This window comes from Thalassovita sp., from assembly GCF_034670005.1.
Taxonomy (GTDB): Bacteria; Pseudomonadota; Alphaproteobacteria; order Rhodobacterales; family Rhodobacteraceae; genus Thalassobius.
Map to the genome: position 1 here is coordinate 34267 of NZ_JAXMOH010000004.1, position 12401 is coordinate 46667.

13 protein-coding genes are annotated in these 12401 nt (G+C 57.2%); 11 read left to right on the forward strand and 2 right to left on the reverse strand.

Annotation, left to right across the window (positions count from 1 at the left end; all coding sequences use genetic code 11):
* The first annotated feature begins 1 nt into the window (after nucleotide 1).
* A complete protein-coding gene (locus tag VOI23_RS09690) occupies nucleotides 2–1144 on the forward strand; it encodes a cytochrome-c peroxidase (protein WP_323784555.1) in 1143 nt (380 codons plus the stop codon).
* A 5-nt stretch (nucleotides 1145–1149) separates the two neighbouring features.
* Here the strand turns inward: VOI23_RS09690 and VOI23_RS09695 are convergent, their stop codons facing one another.
* Nucleotides 1150–1986: a helix-turn-helix transcriptional regulator gene (locus VOI23_RS09695; RefSeq protein WP_323784557.1), complete on the reverse strand. Its 837-nt coding sequence runs from the start codon at nucleotides 1984–1986 to the stop codon at nucleotides 1150–1152.
* A gap of 88 nt (nucleotides 1987–2074) precedes the next feature.
* The gene (miaA, locus tag VOI23_RS09700) at nucleotides 2075–2956 is read right to left on the reverse strand and encodes a tRNA (adenosine(37)-N6)-dimethylallyltransferase MiaA (protein WP_323784559.1); all 882 of its coding nucleotides are present in this window, start codon (nucleotides 2954–2956) and stop codon (nucleotides 2075–2077) included.
* A gap of 139 nt (nucleotides 2957–3095) precedes the next feature.
* Here miaA and pyrH point away from each other — a divergent pair, with 139 nt between their 5' ends.
* The 10 genes from pyrH to fabZ all read left to right on the forward strand — a co-directional run bounded on the left by pyrH (nucleotide 3096) and on the right by fabZ (nucleotide 12399).
* Nucleotides 3096–3845 carry a UMP kinase gene (gene pyrH / locus VOI23_RS09705; RefSeq protein ID WP_323784560.1) on the forward strand — a complete coding sequence of 250 codons (750 nt, stop codon included), beginning with the start codon at nucleotides 3096–3098 and terminating at the stop codon, nucleotides 3843–3845.
* Nucleotides 3846–3908: 63 nt separating this feature from the next.
* A complete protein-coding gene (gene frr, locus VOI23_RS09710; protein ID WP_323784561.1) occupies nucleotides 3909–4472 on the forward strand; it encodes a ribosome recycling factor in 564 nt (187 codons plus the stop codon).
* 14 nt (nucleotides 4473–4486) lie between these two features.
* Nucleotides 4487–5212, forward strand: a complete 726-nt coding sequence (gene uppS, locus VOI23_RS09715; protein WP_323784562.1) for a polyprenyl diphosphate synthase — start codon at nucleotides 4487–4489, stop codon at nucleotides 5210–5212.
* Nucleotides 5209–5997, forward strand: a complete 789-nt coding sequence (locus VOI23_RS09720; RefSeq protein WP_323784563.1) for a phosphatidate cytidylyltransferase — start codon at nucleotides 5209–5211, stop codon at nucleotides 5995–5997. The genes uppS and VOI23_RS09720 overlap by 4 nt, the downstream gene beginning before the upstream one ends.
* Nucleotides 5994–7163 carry a 1-deoxy-D-xylulose-5-phosphate reductoisomerase gene (gene dxr, locus VOI23_RS09725; RefSeq protein WP_323784564.1) on the forward strand — a complete coding sequence of 390 codons (1170 nt, stop codon included), beginning with the start codon at nucleotides 5994–5996 and terminating at the stop codon, nucleotides 7161–7163. The genes VOI23_RS09720 and dxr overlap by 4 nt, the downstream gene beginning before the upstream one ends.
* Nucleotides 7164–7185: 22 nt before the next feature.
* On the forward strand, nucleotides 7186–8529 hold the full coding sequence (gene rseP, locus VOI23_RS09730) for an RIP metalloprotease RseP (RefSeq protein ID WP_323784565.1): 1344 nt from the start codon (nucleotides 7186–7188) through the stop codon (nucleotides 8527–8529).
* Between the two features lie 129 nt (nucleotides 8530–8658).
* Complete coding sequence (locus tag VOI23_RS09735; RefSeq protein ID WP_323784566.1) at nucleotides 8659–8784, forward strand: hypothetical protein; 126 nt, start codon at nucleotides 8659–8661, stop codon at nucleotides 8782–8784.
* Nucleotides 8785–9029: 245 nt separating this feature from the next.
* Entirely contained in the window at nucleotides 9030–11276 is a 2247-nt protein-coding gene (bamA, locus tag VOI23_RS09740) for an outer membrane protein assembly factor BamA (protein WP_323784567.1), read from the forward strand.
* Entirely contained in the window at nucleotides 11276–11851 is a 576-nt protein-coding gene (locus VOI23_RS09745) for an OmpH family outer membrane protein (RefSeq protein WP_323784568.1), read from the forward strand. The genes bamA and VOI23_RS09745 overlap by 1 nt, the downstream gene beginning before the upstream one ends.
* A gap of 77 nt (nucleotides 11852–11928) precedes the next feature.
* A complete protein-coding gene (fabZ, locus tag VOI23_RS09750) occupies nucleotides 11929–12399 on the forward strand; it encodes a 3-hydroxyacyl-ACP dehydratase FabZ (RefSeq protein WP_323784569.1) in 471 nt (156 codons plus the stop codon).
* Nucleotides 12400–12401 lie beyond the last annotated feature (2 nt).

Consider the following 12401-nt stretch of genomic DNA (forward strand, 5'->3'; position numbering starts at 1 on the left):
CATGCTGAAGCTTGGAAATTTTATCATCGGGAGCGCACTTCTGGCGACCGCCCTGACGGTGCCAGCGATCGCCGCAGAGCCTGTTTTTGAAACCAAGACCGCCCTGGGCGAGGCGCTGTTTTTTGACATGGAGCTGTCGAAGAACCGTAGCCAGGCCTGTGCCAGCTGTCATCAGCCAGAATATGGCTTTGCCGATGCTCGCGGCGCGGTTTCGATTGGCGACGATGGCAGCTCACTTGGGGATCGCAATGCGCCTACGGCCAGTTATGCTGCCTTTTCACCGCAGTTTCACCAACGCAAGGATGGCGTGTGGGTTGGTGGTCAGTTTCTGGACGGACGCGAACCGGATCTGGCCGGGCAGGCCGGCGGCCCGCCGCTTAACCCGATTGAAATGGGAATGCCGGACAAGGCCAGCGTGGTGGCACGGTTGCTGGAAAACCCTGATTACGTTGTATCGATGCGGGCGCTGTTCGCAGAAGACGTGTTCGACGATGCTGACCGCGCCTATGCGGCGATGACCGAAAGCATCGCGGCCTTTGAACGGACCGACTACTTTGCCCCGTTCGATTCCAAATACGACCGGTTCTTGCGCGGCGAAGTTGAATTGACACAGGAAGAAGAGCTGGGCCGCCTGTTGTTCTTTTCCGAACAGTTCACCAATTGCAATCTGTGCCATCAGCTGAACACCAGTCAGGTGTCGCGGAATGAGACCTTCAGCAACTATGAATACCACAATATCGGCGTCCCGGTGAATGTCGCAGTACGGCGAGAAAACGGGTTGGGTGGCGATCATGTCGATCGTGGATTGTTGGAAAACCCTGCGGTCGACGATCCCGGTGAGGCGGGTAAATTCAAGGTGCCGACGCTGCGCAATGTCGCGGTGACCGGGCCTTATATGCATAACGGCGTGTTCGAAGACCTGCGCACCGTCCTGCTGTTCTATAACAAATACAATTCCAAGTCGGCCAAGCGTCAGATCAACCCCGAAACCGGCAAACCCTGGGCACAGCCGGAAGTTCCCGGCACCTTATCGGTTAAACAATTGACCCATGGCCCGGCATTGGAAGACGACCGGATCGATGCGTTGGTGGCGTTTCTGAAAACACTGACTGATGCGCGTTACGAAAATCTGCTTAAGGATTGAAGTACCTAACGTGTCACCAGCCCTCGATGTTGACCGAGCGGTCCGGTGTTGCGCCGCAGGTCGCGGGGAGATTTTCCGGTATGGTTTTGGATGAACCGGGAAAAATAGGTAGCACTGCCAAAACCCAGCCGGTCGGCTATATCTTTGAGCGGGGTGTCGGTGGTTTCGATCATATCTCTCGCGGCATAAAGGCTGCGCTGCGCCAGAATATCGGCGGCAGTGATGCCAAGGCATTCCTTGCAGCAGCGCGACAGGTGGGTCGGCGTGACGCCCAGTATTCGGGCGAAGTCGGCCATTGTCATGACATCGGCATAATGTTTGCTGACCAGTGCAAAGAAGGCGTTGACCAGACGCTGTGCACCGGACATGCGCGGCGGCTCCGGCAATGCGGCAATGCGACGGCGCAGGCTGACAGATAGCAGCGCTGCATAGGCGTGGCACGCATCATCGTAAAACGGCTGGTCCGACTGAACCTCTTTCTGTATTGCGTCCAGTGCGCCGGTGACTTCGGCCTGTTCCTGAACGCTGCGTAGCTGCAGCACACGGGGTTCGTCCGGCAGCTTGGCTTCTCCTGCCCAGGCCGGTTTCAGCGCCAGTACCAGCCCACTACCGGTGCGTCCCAGATCAAGTGAGAACAATGTGCCGCAGGGTACGATGATGGCGCAATGGGCACCGATCCCGCGTCTGCGGCCATTCAACGCTGCTACCGCCTGTCCCTTGGTGGTCCAGATCAACAGGTAATCGGAAACGTCATGCAACAGCGAAAGCCGCCAAGGCGCACCACGGGTGAACTGCGCGGTCGTATTCAGCGAAATTTTGCGGGTATCGGGATCAGGTATCATCAAAGCGCAAAAGGGGACGAGTTGTGGGAACCGGTGGGTGCGCCGCCAGTTTGACAGAATGTTGTAATATGTAAAGAATTCCTGCGGCTCAGGCCGCTGCAGGATTGAATTTGGTCCAATCTTTCATCCTGGACCGGAACCATGTGCGTTGCCTTTTGGCAAATTGACGGGTGGCGATGGTGGCCGCCTCGCGGGCTTCAGCCAGCGTCAGCTCGCCCTTGATATGGGCGATCAGTTCGGGCGCGCCGATGGCTTTCGACGACAGCCGGGTAGGATCCCAGCCGGTCAGGTTAGCTTGGGCTTCGTCAAGCGCACCTTGGTCCAGCATCTGATCAAAACGCCGGGCGATCCGGGCGTTCAGCCAGTCCTTGTTCACGTCGAAGAGGATCGGCGTTGCGTTGTGCAGTGGTAACAGCGGCGGTGGCGTATCGTCCTGCCATGCGGCGATGCCACGACCGGTCGTGCGCAGCACTTCCCAGGCGCGCTGCACTCGCATCGGGTTCAGTTCGTCGATCCGGTCGCGGCTTGCGGGATCAAGGTCTGCCAATAGCGCCTCGCGTCCATCCCGCGCCATGCGCGCATCGGCCTCGGCGCGGATCGCGGGCGGGGTGAGGGGAATATCGGCCAGACCTTCGGTCAGGGCCGTGAAGTACAGCCCGGTTCCGCCAACGATGATCGGGCGTGCATCGCTTGCTAGAATCGGCGCGACTTCGCGCAGCCAATGGCCGACAGAATAGTCGGCCTGCGCCGGGATATGGCCATAGAGAAGATGCGGCAGCTCTGCTTCTTCCTCACGGCTGGGGCGGGCGGTCAGGACCCGCCAGTTGCTATAGACCTGGATCGCGTCGGCATTGACGATGACGCCACCATGTCGTCGCGCGATATCCAGCGCCAGGGCTGATTTGCCCGAAGCGGTCGGCCCGGCAATCAGCACCGGACGGTCGGCAGGTATGTCGTCGATGGAAAACATGGAGGGGAGATACAGCCAATTTCTGTGTTTTTTAAGAGGGAAGACGAGAATTCCGCTATTCGCCGTATCTGTCATTGAACCCGGCGGCGATTTCCGACATTTTGCGGCCAATTCCACGACCTGAAAAATGGAGCATGTAATGGCCGCCGATGCCGAAACCCTCTCGACCCCGGTCCCCGAAGCCAAGTTCAAACGGGTGATGCTGAAAATTTCAGGTGAGGCGCTGATGGGGCCGCAGGGTTTTGGGCTGCACCCACCGACCGTCGAACGGATCGCGCGCGAGGTCAAATCGGTCCATGATCTGGGCGTTGAAATCTGCATGGTCATTGGCGGTGGCAACATTTTCCGTGGATTGCAGGGATCGGCGCAGGGGATGGAACGCACCACCGCCGACTACATGGGGATGTTGGCCACGGTGATGAACGCACTGGCGATGCAATCGTCGCTCGAAGCAATGGGGGTCTTTACCCGGGTGATCAGTGCCATTCCGATGGATCAGGTCTGTGAACCCTATATCCGCCGTCGCGCCGTGCGCCATTTGGAAAAGAAACGGGTCTGCATTTTTGCCGCCGGGACCGGCAACCCCTATTTCACCACCGACACCGCTGCGACGCTTCGGGCAAACGAAATGGCCTGTAAGGCGATTTTCAAGGGCACCAAGGTAGACGGGGTTTACGATAAAGATCCGGTGAAATTCCCAGACGCCAAACGATTCGACCGGGTCAGTTATGACGAAGTTTTAGCCCAGCATTTGGGCGTGATGGACGCCTCGGCCATTGCCCTGGCGCGCGACAATAACGTGCCGATCATCGTTTTCAGTCTGGATGAACCCGGCGGCTTCCGTGGTATTCTGGCCGGGCAAGGTACCTATACAACGGTTCACGGTTAGGGCTAGTCTGACGCCAGCCGGACAAAACGGCAGGCGCACGCCACGCAGATAAGGAAAAGCAAGATGTCCGAAGATTTCATGATTGATACCGATGACCTTGAGCGCCGGATGCAGGGGGCTATGGGCGCGCTGAAAACCGAATTCGCGTCGCTGCGGACTGGCCGCGCCTCGTCTTCGATGCTGGAACCGGTGATGGTCGAAGCTTATGGCCAGAAAACCCCGATCAATCAGGTCGGCACGATCAACGTGCCCGAACCACGCATGGTCACCATCAACGTCTGGGACAAATCGATGGTGGGCGCGGTCGAAAAGGCGATCCGCAACAGCGGCCTGGGTATCAATCCGCAGCTTAACGGCACCATCATCATGCTGCCGATCCCGGAACTGAACGAAGAACGCCGCCGTGAGCTGACCCGTGTGGCCGCGCAATATGCCGAAAGCGCCCGTGTGGCGATCCGCAATGTGCGTCGCGATGGGATGGATCAGGTGAAAAAAGCGAAATCGGACGGCATGTCGGAAGATGACCAGAAATTCTGGGAAACCGAGGTGCAGGACCTGACCAACAAATACATTGCCAATGTCGATCAGGCGCTTGAAGGCAAACAAGCCGAGATCATGCAGGTCTGAATCGGATTGATTTGATGCTGAAGAAATCCGCCCCCGAAACAGGCCCGCGCCATGTCGCCATCATTATGGATGGCAATGGCCGCTGGGCTCAGGCACGGGGCCGGCCGCGGTTATTCGGGCATCACGCCGGGGCCCGCCGGGTGCGCGAAATCGTCGAAGCCTGCCCTGATCTGGGGGTGAAATTCATCACCATCTTCGCCTTCTCCACCGAAAACTGGAAACGAACCCAGGTTGAAGTGGCCGGGCTGATGAGCCTGTTTCGGCGCTATATCACCAAGGAAGCCAAGGCACTGCATGACGAAGGTGTGCGGGTGCGGTTCATCGGTGATCGGGTGCGGCTGGACAAGAAACTAATTGCCATGATGGACGAATTGGAATTGTTGACCGCCGAAAATGACCGGGTGCATCTGACCATCGCGCTGAACTACGGCGGCCGGGATGAAGTCGCCCGCGCGACAAAGCGACTGGCGCAGGATGTGGCGGCAGGCAAGCTCGACCCCGAAGAGGTGGATGAGGAAACGCTACCCAAATATTTGGACACCTGCGTTTTGCCGGATCCCGATCTGGTCATCCGCACAAGTGGCGAAGCGAGGATTTCCAATTTCCTGTTGTGGCAGTCTGCCTATGCTGAATATGAATTCATCGATACGCTCTGGCCTGATTTCAGCCGCGAAATATTTGCCGAGCTGGTCAAAAAATATGGTGCCCGTGATCGCCGGTTTGGCGCGGTCAAGGCATGAGCGCGGCTTCAAAATGGAATGATTTGCTGCCGCGGTTGCTGTCGGCGCTGGTGATGGTGGCTGTCGGAGTCGCGGCGATCTGGATCGGGGGCACGGTATTCATCGCGCTGATCGCGGTACTGGCCGGTCTGATGGTCTGGGAATTGATGCGGATGCTGGAGCCCGAGAATGGTTCTGCCAGGATATGGATGGCGCTGCTGGCTGCCGCTGTCATGGCGGCGGTGTTGTTCCTGCCGCCACCCGCCCGGTTGCCGGTGGTTCTGGCCCCGGTTCTGGTCGGGCTGTCTTCGGTCCGTGCACATCGGGTGATCTGGCTGGGGTATGGTTTGGTTGTAATGCTCGGGGCCTTTAGCGCGCTGAACCTGCGTGAAGGGGGTGCGATCTGGGTCGTCTGGCTGGTTTCGGTGGTCGCCATTTGTGACATTGCCGGGTATTTTGCAGGCCGGCTTCTGGGTGGCCCGAAATTCTGGCCCCGGGTCAGCCCGAAAAAAACATGGTCGGGAACGGTCGCGGGCTGGATCGGAGCGGCGCTGGTCGGCGTCTGTTTCATGGCTTACAGCCCCGCTGGACCGGAATTGGTGATTGTCAGTGTGATCATGGCGTTCGCGTCGCAACTGGGCGATGTTGCCGAAAGCGCGATCAAGCGGACCGTCGGCGTCAAGGACAGCTCCAATCTGATCCCGGGCCATGGCGGGGTTCTTGATCGATTCGATGCCATGCTGGGGGCGTTGTTGCTGGCGCTGTTCGCCGGGTTTTTCACCAGCTTTTTGCCGGGGGTCGGATGAGGCGGGTTTCGATCTTTGGGGCAACCGGATCGATCGGTCAGAACACCATCAATCTGATCGCCGATGCGCCCGAATCCTATGACGTCGTGGCGCTGACTGGTGGGCGTAATATCGTGCAATTGGCGCGCGACGCACAGGATTTGCGGGCCGAAGTGGCAGTGACCGCTTTTCCCGAACTGTTGCCCGATCTGCGCGACGCATTGGCCGGATCCGGGATTGAGGCTGCGGCTGGGCAGGCGGCTTTGCTGGAAGCTGCCGACCGACCCGCTGACTGGGTTATGTCGGCGATTGTCGGCGCTGCGGGATTGGCGCCGGGGTTGAAGGCGCTGGAACAGGGCGCGACGCTGGCGCTTGCCAACAAGGAATCGCTGGTCGCAGCCGGGCCGTTGTTGATGGAAACCGCGCGTCGGCACAACGCAAGTGTGTTGCCCGTGGACAGCGAACATTCGGCAATTTTCCAAGGCCTTGTTGGGGAAGACATTGATACGGTCGAACGCATCATAATCACCGCCAGCGGCGGCGCGTTCCGCGATTGGCCGCTGGAAAAGCTGGCATCGGCGACGCTGGACCAAGCGTCCAGCCATCCCAATTGGGATATGGGCCAGAGGATCACGATCGACAGCGCGTCAATGTTCAACAAGGCGCTGGAAATAATTGAAGTAAAAGAATATTTCCGTGTTCGTCCTGACCAGATCGAAGTGTTGGTGCATCCCGAATCTCTGGTTCATGCACTGGTTGGGTTCAACGATGGGGCGTTGATGGCGCATCTGGGGGCGCCGGACATGCGTCATGCCATTGGCTATGCCCTGCACTGGCCGGAACGCAAGCTGCTGCCAGTCGAACGGCTGGACCTGGCCAAGGTCGGACAGTTGAATTTCCGGGCCCCGGATCCGGCACGGTATCCGGCGCTGCGGCTGGCCTATGACGTGATGGAAACCGGCGGTTTGGCAGGGGCGGCGTTCAACGCAGCCAAGGAACGGGCGTTGGACTTTTTCATCGCGGGGCGTATCGGTTTTCTCGACATGGCACGAATCGTGGAAGAGGTGCTGTCGGATATTTCATCGGATACGGGCCTGCTCCGGGCGACCGTCACCCTTGATAACGTTACCCGGATCGACCAAATGTCCCGTAAGAGTGCCGACCGGTTGATCCGGCAACGCGTGTAAAACGAAAAAAAGAGGCAAGAGCTTGGACATCATATCGCAGATCCCCGTCTTTGGCGGCGTGCTTTCAACTTTGCTGGCTTTTGTTGCGGCCTTGTCGGTGATCGTGGCGGTGCACGAATATGGCCATTACATCGTGGGGCGCTGGTCTGGTATCAAGGCCGAGGTGTTTTCGCTGGGTTTCGGACCGGTCTTGTTTTCCCGCGTGGACAAACGCGGCACTCGCTGGCAGCTGGCGCTTTTGCCCTTCGGTGGATATGTCAAATTTCTGGGCGATTCCAATGCCGCTTCGGTTGGCGGCGATGAAGCCGTGTTGCAAGAAATCAGCGCTGATCAGTCGCGCAATACCATGCTGGGGGCTCCTTTATGGGCACGCACGGCAACTGTTGCTGCGGGTCCGGTGTTCAATTTCATCCTGTCGATAGCCGTTTTCACGCTAATCGGATTCAGCAATGGGATGGTCAAGGATCCTCTGACCGTTGGTAATCTGCATCCTATGCCCGAAGTGCTGGCTCTTCAGCCAGGCGATGAACTGGTGTCAATCGCCGGGATTGATGTGCCTTCGTATAACGACGAAGCTTTTTCCGATTTCTTTGACGCTTTGCCGCTGCAAAGGCAGCTGGACTATGTCGTGCGCCGCAACGACGCACTGGTCACGCTTTCTGCGCCCTATCCGATGCCTGCGGCGATCCGGCAATTGGCACCGCGATCTGCAGCATATGAAATTGACCTCAAGGTGGGGGATGTGATCACCAGTGTCGATGGTGAGCCGGTTTTCGCATTCGCACAATTGAAAGATGCGGTCGAAAGTGGCGAAGGCAAACCTCTGGCGCTGACCGTTTGGCGCGCGGGCGAAACACTCGATTTTACCTTGTCTCCGCGTCGGGTCGATGAACCGCAACCCGATGGTGGTTTTCAAACCAACTGGCGTATCGGGATTGTCGGGGCAATGCTGATGGAACCGGCGACCGAATCTCCTGGCATTGGCACTGCTGTGCTGAACGGGATATCGTTGACTTGGGATATCGTACGCAGTTCGCTATCCGGTCTTTATCATATCATCACCGGCGCAATCAGCACCTGTAACATGTCCGGTCCCTTGGGGATTGCCGAAGTATCGGGCGCGATGGCCAGCCAGGGCACCCAGAGCTTTGTCTATTTCATTGGGGTTCTGTCCACTGCGGTCGGTCTTTTGAACCTTTTCCCGATCCCGATTCTTGATGGCGGGCATCTGGCTTTCTACGGGTATGAGGCGATCAGCGGCAGGCCCCCCAGCGAACGGGCATTAAACATCATGATGCGGGCTGGATTGGCGCTGATCCTTGGGTTGATGCTGTTTGCGTTGACCAACGATATTTTCTGCCCCTGATCCGGGGCGATTTTGATCCTGTCCCTTCATCGGACGGTTCCTTGCCCAATTGCTGCCGTATTTTTAGGTTAGCAAGACATTGCACGGACGTTTCCGACGTCCCAACTGTCGAGAGCATGGAGCAGTGTGATGAATACTATTCACAACGGATATCGGGGACTCAGCCTTGTTCTGCTGTTGAATTGGGACCGTATTCTGGTTCTTTCGGCGATAGCGATTGCGCTGATGGCCACGGCATTTATCAGCAGCCACTGACAAATCCCAAAGATTCCAAGCCGACAGCCGCCGGACCTTCCGAGAGGAAGTTTGTGCTTTTGACAAGCGATGCCAATACCGGTAGTCAGGCGGGGTATGGGATGTCTGACGGGATTGACTGAATGACCTACTTTGTTGGGCGTCGGCACGGTAAGCGTGTTTTGACAGCAATTGGACCGCAGCAATTGGCTGCAGCTCTTTTTCTTATCGTTTCTATGGCTTTTGTGGCATCACCGAATGTTGCTATGGCCCAGGATTATCGGTTCAACAGGGTTACTATCGAGGGTAACCAGCGGATCGAAGCCGGCACCATCCTGACCTATGCGGGAATCGAACGTGGGAAAAACATTTCCGCGGGTGAATTGAACGCTTCCTATCAGCGCATTCTGGCCAGCGGTTTGTTCGAAACGGTCGAAATCACCCCGCGCGGCGGAACCTTGGTTATCGCGGTTAAGGAATACCCAACGATTAACAAGATCAATATCGAGGGCAACCGTCGGCTGAAGGACGAAGACGTCCTGCCGTTGCTGCAATCGAAATCGCGGCTGGTTTTCAATCCCAAAGTTGCCGAACGTGATGCCGCGACCATAGCCGAGGCCTATAATCAGCAGGGTCGGCTGTCAGCGACCGTATCGCCCAAAATCATCCGTCGCAGCGACAACCGTGTCGATTTGGTCTTTGAAGTGTTCGAAGGCGGCATCACTGAGATCGAGCGCATCAGCATCATCGGTAATGAAGCCTATTCTGATGGCCGCCTGCGCCGGGTCCTGCAGACCAAGCAGGCCGGCATTCTGCGCGCTCTTATTCGCAGTGACACGTTCGTGGAGGACCGGATCGCGTTTGATAAACAGGTGCTTCGGGATTTCTATTTGTCGCGCGGCTACGTCGATTTTCGTATCACCGGTGTAAACGCCGAACTGACACGCGAACGAGACGGGTATTTCATCACCTTCAACATCGAAGAAGGGCAACAATTCCGGGTGGGCGAGGTCACTGCGACCAGTGAACTCGCCGATGTCGACAGCGATGAATTTCTCAAGGCGCTGAAAATGCGCTCGGGGATGGTCTATTCGCCTACCATTGTTGAAAACTCCATCTCCAGGCTGGAACGTCTGGCCAACAAGAAGGGTCTGAATTTCGTCCGTGTCGAGCCGCGCATTACGCGTAATGATCGTGATCTGTCGCTGGATGTGGAATTCGTTCTGTCGCGCGGACCGCGGGTTTTTGTTGAACGGATCGATATCGAAGGCAATACGACCACGATGGACCGCGTGATCCGTCGGCAGTTCAAGATCGTCGAAGGCGATCCGTTCAACCCGCGCGAAATCCGCGAAAGCGCAGAGCGGATACGGGCGCTTGGTTTCTTTTCCAACGCCGATGTGAAGGCGCGCGAGGGATCGAGCCCTGATCAGGTGATCGTGGGCGTCAATGTCGAAGAACAACCGACCGGATCGCTGTCTTTTGGCGGCACCTATTCGACCAATACAGGTTTCGGTCTTGTGGTGACCTTGAAAGAGGACAATTTTCTTGGCCGGGGTCAGAAACTGAACCTGTCTCTTTCGGGAGCCAGCGACAATCAGGTCTACGCTTTGAACTTTGCCGAACCGGCCTTGTTGGGACGCGATTTGCGTTTCGATCTGGATATCGGCTATCGCGAGACCCAAACCGCTTATGCGAATTTCGATTCGACTTCGGTCCGGTTTAAACCGGAGGTCAGTTTCCCGGTCAGCGATAACGGGCGGTTGAGCTTGTTCTATACGGCTGAAGGGATCGAGATGATCGATGGCGGTTCGTCTGCATTTGGCGGTATCGTCAGCAACGAAATCGCTCAGGCCGATGTCTGGTCCAGCAGCCTGGGGTACAGTTACAGCTTTGACAGCCGCCGCAGTGGGCTTAATCCCAATTCCGGCGTGCTGTTCCAGTTCGGGCAGGAATTCGCCGGGTTGGGCGGGGACGTGACCTTCACCAAAAGCACAGCCAAGGCCGTGGCTCAGACCAGGGTTTTGAATGAAGAAATCACATTGCGCGCGAGCATCGAAGGCGGGTTGCTGGATTACAATACTGGGTCCAGCCGTTCGGTCGACCGGTTCCAGATAGGTAGCGGGTTGATCCGTGGTTTCGATCCGGATGGGATCGGCCCGCGTGAAATCGTATACGACAGCAGCGGCAATGTGGTGTCGAACGATTCGCTTGGTGGTGACATGTTCGCGGTCGCCCGGTTCGAAGCCGAATTCCCGCTGGGTCTGCCTGAAGAATATGGCATTCATGGTGGCGTGTTCTACGATGTTGGATCGGTCTGGGGACTGGGGAATACCAGTTCGGCGACTGGAACGGTGTTGTACGAAGATTTCTCGCTGCGCCATGTGATCGGGCTTTCGCTGTTCTGGAAAACACCGGTGGGGCCGCTGCGCTTCAACTGGTCCAAAGCCTTGCAAAAAGAAGCGGAAGACATTGAGCAGACCTTCAACTTGACGATTTCGACCGAATTCTGATGTCCGGAATCTGGCGTCACCGGATTTTTGCAATCTGGCTTGGTTTATGTTGTGCTGCGATGGCGACGCCGGGTGCGGCACAGGATGCATCATTGGTGCGCAGTCCGGTGCTGACCATCGATTCCGAAAAGCTTTATTCGGATTCCCTGTTCGGCAAGCGGGTACAGAATGAATTCGAAGCAGATGTCGCGGTGCTGGAAGCAGAAAACCGCCGTATCGAAGCCGAGCTGATCGAAGAAGAAAAACAGCTTACAGAAAAACGCGCCAAGATGACGCCGGAGGATTTCCGCGTATTGGCGGATGAATTCGATGCCAAGGTACAACGTATTCGCAATGAACAAGCCACTAAGCTGCGCAATCTGGCGCAGACCAACGATGCTGGGCGGCGGCAGTTTCTTCAAGCGATCTCGCCAATTCTTGAGGGCATTATGACCGATGCTGGAGCGGCCGTGATCGTTGAAAGCCGCAACGTGTTTCTCAGCGCCAAAATCATTGATGTGACCGAGGACGCGGTGGCGCGGATCGACGATCAGATCGGCGACGGTGCCCAATTGACCGAAGCCCCCCCCGAATAGTCAGCCGCTTGCCCATTGCCCGGCATGTTGCTAGGGAACATGGCAAAGGCGACAGGTTTGTCGGAAAGGAAAGACCAATGACCGAGCAGCTTCTGACGGCGGATATCGCCTTGATCCAGCGGATCATTCCGCATCGTTATCCTTTCCTTCTGGTCGATAAGGTCGTGGACATCGACGGCTTTCAGTCGGGCTGCGGGATCAAGAATGTCACCATGAATGAACCGCATTTTCAGGGCCATTTCCCGGGCAAGCCGATTATGCCGGGCGTTACCATCGTCGAAGCGATGGCGCAAACCGCGGCTGTCATGGTGGGCACTGCGCTCGATATGGCCGACAAGAATATGCTGGTATATTTCATGGCTATCGACAAAGCCAAATTCCGCCGCATGGTGGTGCCGGGCGATATTCTGAAAATGAACGTGACCACCACCCGGGGCAAGCCGGGCGGTAAGGTGTGGAAATTCTCGGGCGTTGCAACAGTCGATGGTGAAATGGCCTGCGAGGCTGAATTCACCGCGATGATGGATTTGAGCGCGAGCCAGGAGTAACC

Coding starts and splice junctions, on each gene's coding strand:
- VOI23_RS09690 (WP_323784555.1), top strand. CDS start 2: ATGCTGAAGCTTGGAAATTTTATCATCGGGAGCGCACTTCTGGCGACC.
- VOI23_RS09695 (WP_323784557.1), bottom strand. CDS start 1,986: ATGATACCTGATCCCGATACCCGCAAAATTTCGCTGAATACGACCGCG.
- miaA (WP_323784559.1), bottom strand. CDS start 2,956: ATGTTTTCCATCGACGACATACCTGCCGACCGTCCGGTGCTGATTGCC.
- pyrH (WP_323784560.1), top strand. CDS start 3,096: ATGGCCGCCGATGCCGAAACCCTCTCGACCCCGGTCCCCGAAGCCAAG.
- frr (WP_323784561.1), top strand. CDS start 3,909: ATGTCCGAAGATTTCATGATTGATACCGATGACCTTGAGCGCCGGATG.
- uppS (WP_323784562.1), top strand. CDS start 4,487: ATGCTGAAGAAATCCGCCCCCGAAACAGGCCCGCGCCATGTCGCCATC.
- VOI23_RS09720 (WP_323784563.1), top strand. CDS start 5,209: ATGAGCGCGGCTTCAAAATGGAATGATTTGCTGCCGCGGTTGCTGTCG.
- dxr (WP_323784564.1), top strand. CDS start 5,994: ATGAGGCGGGTTTCGATCTTTGGGGCAACCGGATCGATCGGTCAGAAC.
- VOI23_RS09735 (WP_323784566.1), top strand. CDS start 8,659: ATGAATACTATTCACAACGGATATCGGGGACTCAGCCTTGTTCTGCTG.
- bamA (WP_323784567.1), top strand. CDS start 9,030: ATGGCCCAGGATTATCGGTTCAACAGGGTTACTATCGAGGGTAACCAG.
- VOI23_RS09745 (WP_323784568.1), top strand. CDS start 11,276: ATGTCCGGAATCTGGCGTCACCGGATTTTTGCAATCTGGCTTGGTTTA.
- fabZ (WP_323784569.1), top strand. CDS start 11,929: ATGACCGAGCAGCTTCTGACGGCGGATATCGCCTTGATCCAGCGGATC.